Genomic DNA, 16,553 nt, shown 5'->3' with positions numbered 1-16,553 from the left:
TAACCTCAATTTATTTCCTTTTACCGCACAGAGTTTGATTATGACCGATTTCCAATACGCCACAGACCAAGACACGATTGCCGCACAAGCCACTGCGCCTGGCCGAGGTGGCGTAGGGATCATTCGTTTATCTGGCCCGAAAAGCCTTGCTATCGCCCAACAAATCGTGGGCTTTGAGCCTAAACCACGTTACGCCCATTACGTCCCCTTCAGAACAGCGAATCAAGAACAACTTGATGAAGGTATCGCCTTATATTTCCCAGGGCCAAACTCCTTTACTGGCGAAGACGTCTTTGAACTACAAGGTCACGGTGGTCCGGTCATTATGGACATGTTGCTAAGCCATTGTGTCGCTCTTGGGGCACGTTTAGCTCGTCCAGGCGAATTTTCCGAACGCGCTTTCATGAACGATAAGATGGACTTAACCCAAGCGGAAGCCATTGCTGATTTGATCGACAGCACCTCAGAACAAGCCGCAAAATGCGCACTACGTTCCTTACAAGGTGCTTTTTCAAAACGCGTAGACGAACTGGTCGAAGCCTTAATTCATCTGCGTATTTACGTGGAAGCAGCGATTGATTTTCCAGAAGAAGAAATCGACTTCATCGGTGACGGCAAAGTCGCCACAGAGCTAGCAGGTATCAAAAGCAAGCTACTCGAAGTACTCAAAGAGGCTAACCAAGGTGCCTTAATCCGCGAGGGCATGAGCGTAGTGATTGCAGGACGCCCAAATGCGGGGAAATCCAGCTTGCTAAACGCCTTATCTGGCAAAGAATCCGCCATTGTCACCAACATCGAAGGCACCACTCGTGATGTCTTGCGTGAACATATTCACCTAGATGGCATGCCGCTGCACATTATCGATACAGCAGGCTTACGCGACAGTCCAGACGAAGTAGAGCGCATTGGTATTCAGCGCGCCTGGGACGAAATCAGCAAAGCCGATCGCATTCTTATGATGGTCGATAGCCAATCGATTGATTCAAAAGACCCAAGCGAAATATGGCCAGAATTTATGGAAAAACTTGGTGATACCAAACATCTAACTTTAGTGCGTAACAAAGTCGACTTAACCAAAGAAAGTACTGGCATAGAGATGATCTCAGGCGTCTCTGTGGTCTCTCTATCGGCAAAAACAGGTGAGGGCGTTAACGACTTAACTGAACACCTAAAAGCCGTCATGGGCTTCGACAGCACGACTGAAGGAGGCTTTATCGCTCGTCGTCGTCACATAGAAGCCCTCAACAAAGCCAACCGCTTTTTAGACGCAGGCTACGAGCAACTGCACGGCTACGGCGCAGGGGAGTTACTCGCAGAAGATCTCAAAGAAGCCCAGCAAGCATTAAGCGAAATAACCGGTGCTTTTACCAGCGATGACCTGCTAGGACGTATCTTTGGCTCGTTTTGTATTGGTAAGTAAAACCATGGTCACACCTCGCCCGTGATGGTGTCAGGATCATAGAGCTCTCTTGGTAGTGGTAGTCCCCCTTGTGCATCTTGGCGCAGTGTTCTGATGTCGCGCGCAGGGGGCGCGCCAAACAGCCGAGAATACTCTCGGCTAAATTGTGACAGGCTCTCATAACCAACCAATAAAGCGACAGCGGTGACACCACCCAGCTCAGTGAAGAGCATTCTGCGAGCTTCATATAATCTAATCTGCTTTTGATACTGAAGAGGTGACAAGCCAACCGTCGCCTTGAAGCGTCGATGAAAAGCCGACGGGCTCATATTCACTGTCGCCGCAAGTTCTTCCACCCGAAATGCCGTAGCATAGTGTTTGCGAATCCATGTAATAGCATTCCTAATTTGGAAAAAACGATCATCGATACCGGCTATTTGTCGTAATACCGCACCTTGCGGGCCGCGCAACATTCGATACAGGATCTCGCGTTCGATCAGAGGTGCAATTAAGTCAATATCTTGTGGATGATCGCTAAGGCGGACCATCCTGAACCATGCATCAGCAAGATCCTCACTCACTTGATCAATGCAAAAACCTCTCGTCTCTGACAGGCTCAAAGGGCTATCCATCTCGCACAAAAGCTCCGTGACTAAAGCTCGGTCAAGAGATAAGCGCAAAGCCAAATAGGGTGCGGCCGGGCTCGATTCGACCACTTCTGCAATCACCGGCAGTTCGACCGAGGTAATAAAACTTTGCCCTGCACGATAGTCGACGACTTGATCTCCGATAACAATTCTTTTGCTACCTTGCAGGATTAGGCTAATCAGGGGTTGATATATTTCAGGAAAAAGCTCGGTCGGTTGGCAAACCTTGAGAATGTCCAAACGAGGTATCTGAGTTTGGGTAAGCAAGGATGTCGCACGCTTTTCTACAAGCGATTTTAGTTTTTCAAGGGAATGATTCATACCACTCTTTCTAGCATGGCTTACATGGCGCATCAATAAATTAAGCAGGAATGTACATTTTATAGATTGGAATAGACACGCGACAGTTTCACCACGCAGTTATAAATACCACTTCACGTCTTTCAGATAGGAAATACGCTATGCAAATTAAAAATTCAGTCGTGCTCATTACAGGGGCGTCATCCGGTATTGGTGAAGCGACAGCACGCGCCGTCGTTCAAGCTGGCGGTCGTGCTGTATTGTTAGCAAGACGCCAAGATCGGCTCGACGATTTAGCAAGAGAGCTGGGCGAGGATGTTCTAGCCTTACCCTGCGACGTCACTAACTCTGCCGAGGCTCAAAAGGCAGTCCAAATAGCACAAAAGAAATATGGCCGAATCGATGTCTTAATCAACAATGCAGGACAAGGTCTATATGGCGCAATTGAAGACATCGGCATTGACGATTTTAAGCAACAGCTCAATCTAAACACGATCGCACCACTAATTATGATGCAAGCGGTCATCCCCCTGATGCGCAAACAAAGCGCTGGATGCATCATCAATGTGAGTTCAGGCGCGACCTTAGCAACGTACCCAGGTTCGGCGGCTTATACGAGTTCAAAGTCAGCCCTTAACATGATCTCAAAAGTGGCCCGGCTTGAACTAGCGGATGCTGGAATCACCGTATCCTTGATACATCCCTTCATGACAGCGACCGAATTTTATGGCTCAGTAAAATCCGGCCTAAGCGCCTCAAGAGAACAAGAAGCAGGAGCCGTAACGATCGCTCAACCACCATCATTGTCCGCACAAATGATCATCAATCTAATAGAGACGGGCGATGAAGAGACGGATCTCGTTCCAAAAGAATACGGTGGAAGTTTCGAGGGCTAAAAGAATTTCGTAAATAGAAAAAATAGCGTATTCCACGCTCCAAGTTATTGGACTTAGAGCGTGGAAATGCCTTTTAACCCACGGTCATTTTGACTTTTGGGTAGCGGACTTTTTTGCTTCTTGGGCTGGCGAGGAAGTAAGCGAGCGTCAGTGGCCCAAGACGGCCGATGAACATCAAGAAGATAATGATGCCTTCTCCAGTGTTACTCAATGATCCGGTCAAGCCACGAGAAAGGCCAACAGTGCCCAATGCCGACACGGCTTCGAACACCACATCGATCATTTGCGCGTGTTTTTCACTCACCAACAATACAAATATAGCCAACCAAGTGACACCGATAGAAATCATGCTCAAGGCCAGGGCTTTGCTGATCACTTCCTTAGGAATTTCGCGCTTAAACACATTTACTTCGTCATCACGGCGCAGGTAAGCGTAGGTTGCTAAGACCAGCAACATAAAGGTTACGACCTTGATGCCGCTGGCGGTACTCAAGGACCCACCACCAATGAACATCAGCACCAACATCAGTGACGTCGTCGCGTCTCTTAGTTCTTCAATAGCGAGAGTATTAAACCCAGCCGTACGCGGTGTCACTGCTTGAAACCAAGACGCCAGCCACTTGCCCGTTTCACTTAATGGACCCAGAGTATTCGGATTGCTGTATTCAATAAAATAGATGGTCAGCAAGGCCACAAGGTTAATAACAATGGTGCCAGTAATCATCATTTTGCTGTAGGGCGAAAGTCTCGCCCAGCGGCGATTTTTCATCAAATCAATCCATACGGAAAAGCCCAACCCCCCAATGATAAACAAACCGCTGATGGTAAAATTCACAATAGGATCGGCCACATAGGGCATTAAACTCGCTGAGGAGAGCGCAAAACCAGCATTATTAAAGGCGCTAATGGTGTAGAAGAAACCATGGAATAAACTGGTTTTCCAACCTAAGGTATCACTCCAGTGCAGCGCGAGAATTAGCATACCGATGACTTCGACAATCAAGGAAAACAGCAATACCGACTTGGCCGTAGAGACGATGCTAGAGGCGTCTGTTTGATTAAATGCTTCTATGGCTACCGTGCGCTGTAAAAAACCAATACGACCGCCCAGCGCGACGAGAGTGACAATAGCGAAAGTCATTAAGCCGAGACCGCCGCATTGGATCAAAAGCGCAATCACGACTTGCCCAAACGAAGTAAAAGCAGTGCCTGTGTCTTCGACAACTAAACCTGTCACTGTAACTGCAGACGTGGCAGTAAAGACACTGTGTAACCAAGAAATCGGTTGTGTGGTGGCAATCGGTAATTTAAGCAACAAGGTACCGATGATAATCAGTAATAAAAAACCACCACATAAAATCAAAGGTGGTGCCGCCATGATTTTTTTCGCCGCTTTTGGATGTCGCTCTATGGCGGCAACCGCTGGGTCCCAATTCACCATCTTAAGCCAACCTTGGCGCGATATGTTTTAGTTCACTGCGAGGGCCACACAGCAACAAGATGTCTTTCTCTTTTAGAACAAAGGCTTTATCTAAGTGCAAAAACGTCTCTTGCTCACGTTTAATCATCACAGCATCGACTTTGCCTTTTGTTGGGTCTAAAACATCCCCAAGAGGACGTCCGTTTAGCTGTGGTTTGATATGAATCTCCACCACGTATAAACCATGCCCAATAGACAAATAATCGTTCACCATTGGGTAATTCAGTGCCTGTGCAACACGCACACCCATTTCTTCTTCAGGATGAATAATTCGTGACACGCCAAGTTTAGAGACAATAGTATGATGGGCGCGGCTACTGGCTTTGACCCAGATTTCTTTCACACCAATCTTTTTCAGCGCCAAGATGCACAACAGGCTGGATTCCATGTCCTCACCAATGGCCACCAGCACAGCGTCGCTGTTAATTAGGTCGAGCTCTTTTAACGCGTTTTCGTCGGTGGAGTCACAAATCATCACTTGGGTGAAATCATCGACATACTTTTCAGCAATTTTCGAATCTCGATCTACACCTGTAACCGTATGGCCTAAATAAATAAGCTCCATGCTTGCTGCAATACCAAAACGCCCTAAACCAATCACCGTGAAATGCGCCATATTGATTACCTTTTATTTATGCCTTTTAAGAGTTTTTTGCTGAGTTAACGATCGAATAACAATCGATAACCTAGACCTGGTTCCGTTTTGATAACACGCTGATCATTGGCATTATCATTGAGTTTTTTACGCAACTGACTGACTAAAATCCGTAAATAGTGCGAGTCTCGGGTATGGGTTACCCCCCAAATTGTTGCCAGTAACTCTTCTTGCATAACCAGTTTGTCAGGCGTGGTCATTAACATGCGTAAAAAGGCGAATTCCTTCTTGGTTAACGCTAAAGGAGAACCCTGTAACCAAGCCTGATTGGTGCTGATTTCTAACTTAATATTACCTGTTTCTAGGACATCAGCCGGTGAGTGGGTATTCACTAAATCTCGTAATAAAACTTTCACTCGGACAATTAATTCGCGAATGCCGAAGGGTTTGCTTAGGTAATCATTTGCGCCCGCTTCAAGCAGCCGAATCTTTTCATCTTCTTCATCTCGGGCCGTCAAAATGAGAATAGGTGTACTGCTGGTGGCTCGAACATAGTTGACCAAATCCATACCGTCGCCGTCTGGCAAGCCTAGATCTAATATCAATAAATGCGGTGGATTATGCTCAATGGACTGTTTCGCTGCGCTAATGGATTCAGCACCGAAATACTCAAAGCCTTCAGCCGCTAATGAAATCCGAATAAAAGTATGGATTTGGGACTCATCATCAACCACCAAGATTTTATAAGAGGTCATGATGCACTACCTTTTTCGTTAATCGACGGCTCAGCGCACGCAGGCAAGCCGATACGAATTAAACAGCCTTGCTCGACGGGAACGGATTGAATTGAACCATGATGAGCCGCAATAATGCCTTTTGATACCGCCAAACCTAAGCCTGTGCCGCTGTCATTTCGCTTGAAAGAGTCGACCGAGTAAAACAACTCAAAGACAGTCTCAGACTGGGCTGAACTAATGCCAACCCCTTGGTCTCGTACATCAATAACAACCAGAGAACGTCTGTTATCTGTAACTAATGTTTTTATAGAAATGATGACAGTTTTATCTATTGGTGAATATCGCAATGCATTATCGATAACGTTAAAAACTGCCTGCTGAATAAGCGAAGTACTCACAAAAACCAGCGGCAGCTTATCGTCTAACTGCAGAATTAAACGAGATTTTTGCTCACTAAAACGATCCATAACAAGATGAATAATGGCAACAGCAGATTGCTCAGACATTCGTGGAACCACAACGCCATGGTGCAGTTTTGTCGCTTGTAGCAGATTTTCAATGTATTGATGAAGTCGATGGCTTTCGATGGTAGCGCTGTCTAATAGCTCTTGCTTTTCCTGCTCCGAGAGCTTATCCATGTATTCTTTTAGTGTGCTCAAGGTACCAATAATGGTCGACAGCGGTGTGCGCAAATCATGAGAAACCGACAATAAAATACTGTTACGCAGTTGCTCTTGTTTTAATTGGTTTTGCTGATATTGATATAACTCAGCCAGCTTACTGGTGATCACCGCCACCAGCAAAAACACCAGCAAATTCACCATGTCATCGCCATTAAACATCTCGAACGAATAACGCGGAACGGTAAACAGGAAGTTAAAACATAAGGCTTCAAGTACAGCCACGCCATAGACCCAACGGGAACGACAGGATAAAGCGACCACCACCACAGCCAGTTGCAAGATCAGCAACACCGCAATATTGGATCCAAGCCAAATATCTAATCCATAGCTGATTAGCAAAGCCGTGCTAATAGCAAACACAACTAAATAATGAGAAGGGATGGTTGGTGTTTTCATTTTCATAGTGTCGCTTGTCAACGCCTTTTAAGTAAGGAAGGGCACAAGCAAGACTGTAGCAAAGGGCGGAGGTATTGGCGCGTAAAAAAACCGTAACGTTTTCATTCGCTATAAGATCAACTATCCAATCAAATCACCTGATTGGATAGTTGAGGTAATATTATCTAGTACCCGTCAATGAAGCAGAAAATATAGTTATGAAGCCTTAACATTTACCAATACACGACCACGTACCTTGCCACCAAGTAGCTTATTAGCCGTTTCTACCACATCTTCCAAGCCAATTTCTTCGCTCATGCTGTCAAAATCCTCTGGCTGTAGTAGTTCACTCAAACGTTGCCATGCTTCAATGCGGTCAGCTAATGGTCGCATGACGCTATCTATGCCAATCAGCTTGATACCTCGTAAAATGAAAGGCGCTACAGAAGCAGGGAAGTCCATGCCTTGTGCTAAGCCGCAACACGTCACCACACCGCCATATTTAGTAGTGGCGCAGGCATTAACTAAAGTGTGACTGCCGACACAATCAATGACGCCAGCCCAACGCTCTTTCTGTAAGGGTTTACCAGATTCAGACAGTGTATTCCGGTCGATGATGTCGCTTGCTCCAAGGCTTTTTAAGTAGTCGCTTTCTTCCATTCGTCCTGTAGAAGCAACAACGTGATAGCCAAGACGGTTCAGTAGGCGAATCGCAAAACTGCCAACGCCACCGTTGGCGCCTGTCACTAGAATTTCGCCAGAATCCGCCGTAACACCTTGTTTTTCAAGAGCAAGTACCGACAACATCGCCGTATAACCCGCTGTACCTATTGCCATAGAATGTTTAGCATCTATACCTTTTGGAAGAGGAATGAGCCACTCGCTTTTGAGTCGTGCTTTTTGAGCCAAACCGCCCCAATGCACTTCACCGACACCAAAACCATTCAATACAACAAAATCACCAACAGTGAAGCGTTCAGAATCACTTTGTAGCACTTTACCGACTAGATCTATTCCAGGCACCATAGGAAAAGAGCGCACAACGGGAGACTTACCAGTGATGGCTAAACCATCTTTGTAATTTAAGGTGCTGTAGTGAACTTCAACCAACACATCACCTTCAGGTAGCTGATCTTCCTGTAGTTCCACAACGGATGCTGTACTTTTTTTGTCTTCTTGCGTGATCAATAAACCTTTAAACATAAGTCCTCCAATTTTAGACCGATCGTCTATTTTTAGCTTATAAAAAGCCAAGTGGCTTCACTTGGCTATTGTTATTAGTCTGTTTTAATTTGAATTGCTTGGATAAAAAACGCCATGAACAAGCTTAGTGGTTGTGTGCTTTTGACTAATCTCGCCCGATGAACAGCACCTTCCCAGCCAATCCAGAATGCTTGAGAAATATCGTTAATATTGACTGTAAGATCAATTTCACCTTGTTTTTGACTTTCTAATAAACAGGTCGCCACTCTTATTTGCCAGCTTTGATAGGTTGCTTGCAGTTGCTCTCGAAACGTCTCAGAAAGCAGACTGGATTCTTGTTCTAAGTTACCCACTAAACAACCACGTTTAAATTCGTGCCGGACAATGCCGTCTTGGGCATCTTGGGCAAAGCGCTGTAATCGTTCTAGGGGAGAAAATGACTCGTCCAATAAGAAACCATCTAATTTTGCTTCAAAATAACGACGATAACGCGCTAAAACAGCCAAACCAAAGGCTTCTTTACTCGGAAAATAATGATAGAAAGACCCTTTTGGCACTCCGATAGATTTTAAAATCGGATCAATGCCGCTGCGAATAAAGCCAGATTCTGTCAATATTTGCATTCCAGCTCGTAATAAAGCGTCGCGTGTATCTAAAGCGTCTACTGACGTTTTTTTTGGCCGCCCTCGACGAGGCTTAATAGGGAGGTTAGTGGCTGGATTGGATTCCGAGTGCAATGTCTAATACCTAAGCAATAAAATGGTTGTCCATTAATTTAGACCACTCGTCTATTTAATTCAAGAAAGTTAGTTCAAGAAAGTTAGTTCAAGAAAGTTAGTTCAAGCAAGCTAATTCAAGAAAAGGCTAAAAGTCTCATATTACGGTGTCTTCCCTTAATTTGTCTTTTGTCGGCGGCGCGCCAAAATAGCGTTTGTAGTCCCGACTAAACTGATGAACGCTTTTATAACCAACTTCTAGAGAAATTTGACTGACATTCAGGTGACCTTGACTTAACAGCATTTGTGCTTTCAATAGACGTAAACGCTTCAGGTACTGTAATGGAGACGATCCTGCGATGTTTTTAAAATGATGGTGGAAGCTTGAAACGCTCATGTTGGCATCGTCTGCAAGCTGTTCCACACGGACTTCTTGATCCAGCTGCTGATGCAGTTGTTTGAGGGAATTCACTATCAGCGAAAAGCGTCCTTGATTAAGCACCAAGGCACGTAACGCATCGCCTTGTGAACTTTGTAAAGCTTCAAAAATAACTTCTCGAACCCGACTCTGTCCCATGATTTTTGCGGTATATGGATCATGTAAGGCTTTGATAAGACGAGAGACAGATTCAATCATATCATCACTCATTGGGACGGATGACATGGAAAAGTTAGATACAGATGGATTTGATGTATATTCAGAAGAAACAGAAACCAACTCGGATAACACAACAGGATCGATATCAATAGAGATCCCCAAAAGCGGTTCTTGTTGGCTGGCAAAGGTTTCACATTCGAAAGGCAAGGGTAAAGTTTGCACCAAGTAGTGACTAGAGTTGTAGTGAATTTCACGATCGCCTAAATAGCCAATTTTACGACCTTGAACAATAATGGTGAGTCCAGGCCGATAAATAAGCGGCATTCTAGGCAAAGATTTTTCACACTTCATTAAACGAACATTGGCAATCAAGGTATCGCAGAAACCATCTTCTCTCACCAGAGGTTTGATCAAATCTACTAAATTTCTATCGCTCATATTTGATCCATCTGTCTATAAAAATCAATGAAGTTATTATCCATACAAGATTGTGTAGGAAAAGTTATGTTTTAACTATTTAGAGGAATAGGCAAAACAATAGCAAGAATGCACAACACAAAACACCAAAGCTTACTCTACACTAGGTAACACATATTTCATGTTCCAACACTGGAGTAACTATTTATGAGCCAAGCAAAATCTTATGCTGCACTCTCTGCAACAACCCCTTTAGCACCCTTTTCATTTGAACGTCGCGCGCTTCGTGAAGACGATGTAAATATCGACATTCTTTATTGTGGTGTTTGTCACTCTGATATTCATACGGCAGAAAGTGATTGGGGACCAAGTAATTACCCAATCGTTCCTGGCCATGAAATTGTGGGTAAAGTCACCGAAGTTGGCAGTAAAGTATCCAAATATAAGATTGGCGACATTGTCGGTGTAGGTTGTATGGTCGACTCTTGTCAGCATTGTTCCCATTGCGCCGCGGACTTAGAGCAATATTGCGATAATGGTCCAGTCGGAACCTATGGTGCTCACGATCTAATCGACGGAACTTTAACCTACGGTGGTTATTCAGATCACATAGTAGTGCGTGAAAAGTTCGTCTTATCTATTCCTCAGACTTTAGAACTGAGTAAAGCCGCTCCTTTATTATGTGCTGGTATCACAACGTATTCTCCACTACGTCATCACGGCATTAAGGCAGGCGATAAAGTCGGTGTTTTAGGAATGGGCGGTTTAGGCCACATGGGCGTGAAATTCGCAAAAGCCTTTGGTGCAGAAGTGACTATTTTCACTCGTTCAGAAAGCAAAATTGCAGAAGCGAAAAAACAAGGCGCAGATTATGTGATCGTTTCAACTGACGAAGCACAAATGAAAGCAGCCGCAATGACGTTCGACTATTTATTAGACACCATTCCCGTTCAACATGATTTGAACCCGTACTTGGGTTGCTTAAAAGTCGATGGAACGCACATTTTAGTCGGTCTTATCGAACCAATGGAACCAGCGGTTCATGCGGCCAACTTGGTGATGAAACGTCGTGTACTCACTGGTTCTTTGATCGGTGGTATTGCAGAAACACAAGAAATGTTGGACTTCTGTGCAGAGCATAACATTGAATGTGATGCTGAGATGATCAATATCCAGGATATCAACCAAGCTTATCAGCGCATGAAAAAAGGCGATGTGAAATACCGATTCATTATCGATATGAAAAGCTTGAAAGAAGAAGCTTAACCTCGCTTTATAGCTTCTTACCTTAAAAAGCGCCTTTGATAGGCGCTTTTTTTTGCTCTATTTTCTATCACGGTCCAGTTTGATAACTAAAAAACGCAACAGGGCGAGGGCGCTAAGGCCTGTAATCAACTCGTTTTCTTCTTAACCACGTCGCCACTGCACAAAAAACTTCTCTCCATTGTTTCATTGAATGCCGATATCGCTTTTGATAATTCAATACAAGCCACTCTCTCAAATATAGCCTCATCCTCATTTGTCGCTTTATACAGCGAAGATGATCATAAAAGCAAAATAGTTACTCACAGGTAGATTTTTTCAAGATTGTCTTTCTTTCTCCACAATGGCTCGAACATCAACAAAAAGCAGGATCTAAGGTAATTATTCACACTGTCTATCTAGAAAAAAACGAAAAATATAAAAATTTTATTTTTTTGCTTGTGGATTATTTTTTTTATAAAAAGGGCTTTTTTTGTGGGAAAAAATACAAAAAACCATAAAAAACAACAAGTTAAAGTATTCAGAAAACAAAAAACAGCTTGTTGATAAGTATGGTGATAGCTTGATAGGAAGTTTTGCACAGTTTTTAACAACTTGGGCCTTAAAAATCGACTCTGTATAAGTCCCTATTTTATGCACAGGTTCAGGTTATCCACACCACAAGATAACCAGCCCAGTCTTAACAAGATGTTATCTTTATAAACACTTAATAATTATGGATTTTTTATCTTTATACACAGAAATTAGCTTGCTATATAAACATAACAAACATAAAAGACCTTATATACTTACTTAAATATATTAATATTGATGACCGGGTTAAGAGAGTTTCGATCTCTTTCTTTTTGGAAATTAGCCTATATACTAAGCGGCCTCAATCGATGATTGATCGTTTTTTATTCATTTTATTTAGTAATACCGAGGTTCCTGTGGATTTCCCAAGTCGCTTTGATGTGATTGTGGTTGGTGGCGGACACGCTGGTACAGAAGCAGCTTTAGCAGCAGCTCGTATGGGCGTTAAAACTTTGTTACTTTCTCACAACATTGAAACTTTAGGACAAATGTCCTGTAACCCCGCCATTGGTGGCATAGGGAAGTCCCATCTGGTTAAAGAAATAGACGCTTTAGACGGCGCTATGGCATTGGCCACAGATCAAGCCGGGATTCAGTTTCGTACTTTGAACTCTCGTAAAGGACCTGCTGTTCGAGCCACACGAGCTCAAGCTGATCGCATTTTATATAAAGCGGCTATTCGTCATAAGTTAGAAAACCAAGAAAACTTATGGCTTTTTCAACAATCGGCTGAAGATCTGATTGTTGAAGATGGTGCTGCTCGTGGTGTGATTACTCAAACAGGTATTCGCTTTAATAGTAAAACCGTTGTTTTAACGGCCGGTACCTTTTTAGGTGGCGTTATCCATATTGGCTTACAAAACCACTCAGGTGGTCGTGCCGGTGATCCGCCATCCATAGGTTTAGCGCAAAAGCTTCGTGCTTTGCCATTTCGCGTTGATCGCTTAAAAACGGGAACGCCACCTCGTATTGACGCTCGTACTGTCGATTTTTCTCTGATGCAAGCACAACCTGGCGATGATATTGATCCAGTTATGTCATACATGGGCAATCGCGCAATGCACCCTCGTCAAGTTGAATGTTTTATCACTCATACCAATGAACAGACTCACGATATAATTCGTGCCGGTATGGATCGTTCACCAATGTATTCTGGCGTTATTGAAGGTATTGGGCCTCGTTACTGTCCTTCTATTGAAGACAAAATTGTACGTTTTGCCGATAAGAACTCCCATCAAATCTTTATCGAGCCAGAAGGTTTAACGACGCACGAACTGTATCCGAATGGAATTTCGACGTCTTTACCGTTTGATGTACAGATTGAGCTAGTACGTTCTATGAAAGGCATGGAAAATGCCCATATTACTCGTCCTGGTTATGCTATTGAGTACGATTATTTTAATCCTCAGGATTTAAAATATTCATTAGAAACCAAACACATGCCTGGTTTGTTCTTTGCAGGACAAATTAATGGCACAACAGGTTATGAAGAAGCTGGTGCACAAGGCTTACTGGCTGGTCTAAATGCGGCTTTGCTTGCACAAGACAAAGATGCTTGGACACCTAGACGAGATGAAGCTTATTTAGGTGTACTGGTTGATGATTTGATCAGTATGGGGACAAAAGAACCCTATCGCATGTTTACTAGTCGTGCAGAATATCGTTTGATCTTGCGTGAAGACAATGCTGACATGCGTTTGACTGAAAAAGGCCGTGAACTTGGTTTGGTTTCTGATGAGCGTTGGGCTGCCTTCTGCAAAAAACGTGAAGCGATAGAAGTAGAAACGCAACGTCTTAAATCGAGTTGGATTGTGCCAAATACGCCTGAAGCGGAAAGTATTAATCCAAAGCTTGAGACGCCAATTACTCATGAGTACAGCTTGTTAGATTTGCTTAAACGTCCGAACATTGTGTATTCCGATGTGGCGAATTTGAAAAATGCTCTTGATGAGCCTGTGGACGAACAAGTTTCTGAGCAGGTTCAAATAGCCGTTAAATACGCTGGCTATATTTCTCGTCAAGCCGAAGATATTGAGCGTCTACGTCGTCAAGAAAATACCGAGCTACCTGAAGATTTGGATTATACCAAGATGGAAGGTCTTTCGAATGAGATCAAGCAAAAGCTGACTCAACAGCGTCCTGCAACGCTTGCAGCGGCATCTCGAATCCAAGGTGTGACGCCTGCGGCGGTATCCTTACTATTAATTCACTTGAAAAAACGTGCGATTGCACGCAAAAGTGCCTAGAATCATCAGCCGATAATCCCTAATTGCTATCTTTATAGAAATGGATCGACTGTGACACACTTTGACACTATTCAAAAAGGCGCCCAACAAATGGGCGCTGCTCTATCTGATGAAACGATTCAGACTCTTGTAAAATACCTAGCCATGCTAGAAAAGTGGAACAAGGCTTATAACCTGACTGCTATTCGAGATGTAGAGCAAATGATTTCTTTGCATTTATTAGACAGTTTGGCGACTTTACCCTTTATAACCGGTGACAATATTATAGACGTAGGTACTGGTCCTGGCTTACCTGGTATGGTGCTTGCTATATGTTATCCAGAAAAACGTTTCACTTTACTCGACAGTAACGGCAAAAAAACCCGTTTTTTGACGCAAGTTAAGATGGAGTTGGGCATTCATAATGCCACTGTGGCAAATGAACGTGTTGAAAAACACCCTTACCAAGGGGAGTACGATCATGTCATTTCTCGAGCTTTTGCGTCTTTACAAGATATGATTAATTGGACTTTACCTCTCCCCAAAGAGACTGGTAATTTTCTAGCCATGAAAGGCGTTTACCCTAGTGAAGAAATAGCGGCGCTACCGAAAGAGGTTGATTTAGTATCTGTAGAGCCTCTTAATGTGCCAAATGTTCAGGCGGAGCGTCACATGGTAGTGATGACGCGTAAAGGATAAAACATGGCAAGAATCATCGCAGTTACCAACCAAAAAGGTGGCGTGGGTAAAACCACCACCTGTGTTAATTTAGCGGCGTCACTGGCGGCAATGAAGCGTCGAGTGTTATTAATCGATTTAGATCCGCAAGGTAATGCGACAACAGGAAGTGGTTTCACCAAAGAAGAGTTAGACACGAGCGTCTACGACGTATTGATTGGTTCTCATGGCGTAAAAGAAGTCATGAAAAAAAGCATGCCTGGGGACTACTGGGTATTGCCTGCAAATGGTGATTTAACTGGCGCAGAAGTGGTTTTACTTGATTTACCAAGTAAGGAAACTCGTCTGCGTGCTGGCCTGTATGAAGTCGATAATGACTTTGATTATATCTTGCTTGACTGCCCACCGGCATTGAATATGTTGACAGTAAATGCCTTAGCGGCTTCTCAAGGTGTATTGATTCCTGTGCAATGTGAATATTACGCATTAGAAGGGTTAACGGCATTATTGCAAACGATCAATCGTATTACGCAAGCATTAAATCCCTCTCTAGAGGTCGAAGGTATTTTACGAACCATGTATGATCCTCGCCCTAGTTTAACGCATGATGTTTCTAGCCAGCTTCACAAGCATTTTGGCGACAAGGTTTATGATACCGTGATCCCTAGAAATATTCGTTTAGCGGAATCACCAAGTTATGGGTTACCTGTGTTGCATTATGAAAAGCAGTCTCGTGGTGCTATTGCTTACCTTGCACTAGCGGGTGAGTTTATTCGAAAATCTGTTGCGTAATTACTGTTTAATAAGCGTAGTTTAATTCCAATTAGGGTTAATGAAATGACGATGAAAAAAAGAGGTCTAGGTCGTGGCTTAGATGCATTATTGGCACCACAATCAACGCCAACCAATGAGGCTGATAGTGGCTCTGATAGTGAGCAAATAAAAGGCCTGACTTATTTGCCTGTGGAATGGCTATCCAAAGGTAAATTCCAACCTCGTCGTGACATGAATCCTGCGCAACTTGAAGATTTAGCCGCGTCGATTCGTAATCAAGGTATTATGCAACCTATTGTGGTGCGACCAAACGGCCATAATCAATACGAAATTATTGCTGGTGAACGCCGTTGGCGAGCTGCTAAATTGGCGGATTTAACACAAGTCCCTGTTATTGTTCGTCACGTTGAAGACGCCGATGCTGTGGTTCTGGCTTTGATAGAAAATATTCAACGTGAAGACCTAAACCCCGTTGAAGAAGCTTTGGCTTTACAGCGTTTAGTCGAAGACTTTCATCTTACACAGCAAGAAGTTGCTGATACCGTTGGTAAATCTCGCTCAACTGTAGCCAATTTATTACGTTTGTTGGGATTAACTCCTGAAGTTCGTCGTTTACTAGAGCATGGTGATATCGAAATGGGCCATGCTAGAGCGTTATTGCCTCTAGAGCATGACAAACAAATTCAAGCGGCGTCACAAGTTGTTACTAAATCTTTGTCAGTTCGTGAGACGGAAAGATTAGTGAAAAACTTTCAAGTTGTTGAAAAAAATCAAGATAGTAAACCTTCCCTGCCAGATTTAAGTGCAGAAGCAGAGCGTGTTAGTCAAAAAATTAATGCGGCGGTAAAAATACAACCTTCAGCTAAAGGAAAAGGCAAGTTGGTAATTGAGTACCGTAACCCTGAACACCTAGAACTCTTGATTAGCGAACTGCTTGCAGGGAAATGAAGCAATTCGTGACAAATGCTTTTTTCTATCTAGACAAGATAGCTAG

General features: G+C 43.6%; 15 protein-coding genes. 7 read left to right on the top strand and 8 right to left on the bottom strand.

Annotated features, from left to right (window positions below; translation table 11 throughout):
* The first annotated feature begins 40 nt into the window (after positions 1-40).
* Positions 41-1,420, top strand: coding sequence for a tRNA uridine-5-carboxymethylaminomethyl(34) synthesis GTPase MnmE (gene mnmE, locus AC2A4J_RS00780; RefSeq protein ID WP_484174518.1), 1,380 nt, complete (start codon positions 41-43; stop codon positions 1,418-1,420).
* Positions 1,421-1,428: 8 nt separating this feature from the next.
* On the opposite strand, the gene AC2A4J_RS00775 is transcribed toward mnmE, so the two are convergent.
* Positions 1,429-2,367, bottom strand: coding sequence for an AraC family transcriptional regulator (locus AC2A4J_RS00775; protein WP_484174517.1), 939 nt, complete (start codon positions 2,365-2,367; stop codon positions 1,429-1,431).
* Positions 2,368-2,507: 140 nt separating this feature from the next.
* Here AC2A4J_RS00775 and AC2A4J_RS00770 point away from each other — a divergent pair, with 140 nt between their 5' ends.
* Positions 2,508-3,242, top strand: coding sequence for an SDR family oxidoreductase (locus AC2A4J_RS00770; protein WP_484174516.1), 735 nt, complete (start codon positions 2,508-2,510; stop codon positions 3,240-3,242).
* A gap of 73 nt (positions 3,243-3,315) precedes the next feature.
* Here AC2A4J_RS00770 and AC2A4J_RS00765 read toward each other — a convergent pair whose 3' ends face one another.
* The 7 genes from AC2A4J_RS00765 to AC2A4J_RS00735 form a co-directional block, all read right to left on the bottom strand.
* Positions 3,316-4,683, bottom strand: coding sequence for a TrkH family potassium uptake protein (locus AC2A4J_RS00765; RefSeq protein ID WP_255827296.1), 1,368 nt, complete (start codon positions 4,681-4,683; stop codon positions 3,316-3,318).
* 1 nt (position 4,684) lies between these two features.
* Positions 4,685-5,338, bottom strand: a complete 654-nt coding sequence (locus AC2A4J_RS00760; protein WP_205116598.1) for a potassium channel family protein — start codon at positions 5,336-5,338, stop codon at positions 4,685-4,687.
* Between the two features lie 44 nt (positions 5,339-5,382).
* Positions 5,383-6,072: a response regulator gene (locus tag AC2A4J_RS00755; RefSeq protein ID WP_255827295.1), complete on the bottom strand. Its 690-nt coding sequence runs from the start codon at positions 6,070-6,072 to the stop codon at positions 5,383-5,385.
* Positions 6,069-7,139 carry a sensor histidine kinase gene (locus AC2A4J_RS00750; RefSeq protein ID WP_484174515.1) on the bottom strand — a complete coding sequence of 357 codons (1,071 nt, stop codon included), beginning with the start codon at positions 7,137-7,139 and terminating at the stop codon, positions 6,069-6,071. Before AC2A4J_RS00750 ends, AC2A4J_RS00755 begins: the two co-directional genes overlap by 4 nt.
* A gap of 189 nt (positions 7,140-7,328) precedes the next feature.
* Positions 7,329-8,315 carry an acrylyl-CoA reductase (NADPH) gene (acuI, locus tag AC2A4J_RS00745; RefSeq protein ID WP_255827293.1) on the bottom strand — a complete coding sequence of 329 codons (987 nt, stop codon included), beginning with the start codon at positions 8,313-8,315 and terminating at the stop codon, positions 7,329-7,331.
* A gap of 74 nt (positions 8,316-8,389) precedes the next feature.
* Positions 8,390-9,052, bottom strand: coding sequence for an acrylate utilization transcriptional regulator AcuR (gene acuR / locus AC2A4J_RS00740; protein ID WP_205116585.1), 663 nt, complete (start codon positions 9,050-9,052; stop codon positions 8,390-8,392).
* Between the two features lie 136 nt (positions 9,053-9,188).
* Complete coding sequence (locus AC2A4J_RS00735) at positions 9,189-10,067, bottom strand: AraC family transcriptional regulator (protein WP_255827291.1); 879 nt, start codon at positions 10,065-10,067, stop codon at positions 9,189-9,191.
* A gap of 186 nt (positions 10,068-10,253) precedes the next feature.
* Between AC2A4J_RS00735 and AC2A4J_RS00730 the strand changes: the two genes are divergently transcribed.
* The 5 genes from AC2A4J_RS00730 (at position 10,254) to AC2A4J_RS00710 (ending at position 16,507) form a co-directional block, all read left to right on the top strand.
* Positions 10,254-11,312, top strand: a complete 1,059-nt coding sequence (locus AC2A4J_RS00730) for an NAD(P)-dependent alcohol dehydrogenase (protein WP_114410483.1) — start codon at positions 10,254-10,256, stop codon at positions 11,310-11,312.
* A 926-nt stretch (positions 11,313-12,238) separates the two neighbouring features.
* Positions 12,239-14,128, top strand: a complete 1,890-nt coding sequence (gene mnmG, locus AC2A4J_RS00725) for a tRNA uridine-5-carboxymethylaminomethyl(34) synthesis enzyme MnmG (protein WP_255829329.1) — start codon at positions 12,239-12,241, stop codon at positions 14,126-14,128.
* Between the two features lie 51 nt (positions 14,129-14,179).
* Positions 14,180-14,806, top strand: a complete 627-nt coding sequence (gene rsmG, locus AC2A4J_RS00720) for a 16S rRNA (guanine(527)-N(7))-methyltransferase RsmG (protein ID WP_255827290.1) — start codon at positions 14,180-14,182, stop codon at positions 14,804-14,806.
* 3 nt (positions 14,807-14,809) lie between these two features.
* Positions 14,810-15,577 (top strand): ParA family protein, encoded by a 768-nt coding sequence (locus AC2A4J_RS00715; protein WP_255827289.1) that lies wholly within the window; start codon positions 14,810-14,812, stop codon positions 15,575-15,577.
* 45 nt (positions 15,578-15,622) lie between these two features.
* Positions 15,623-16,507 (top strand): ParB/RepB/Spo0J family partition protein, encoded by an 885-nt coding sequence (locus AC2A4J_RS00710; protein WP_484174514.1) that lies wholly within the window; start codon positions 15,623-15,625, stop codon positions 16,505-16,507.
* Positions 16,508-16,553: the final 46 nt, after the last annotated feature.

The organism is Marinomonas sp. ATLA20 (assembly GCF_057180105.1).
The sequence above is the reverse complement of the archived record's forward strand: the minus strand, read 5'-3'. Positions and strand labels throughout refer to the sequence as shown.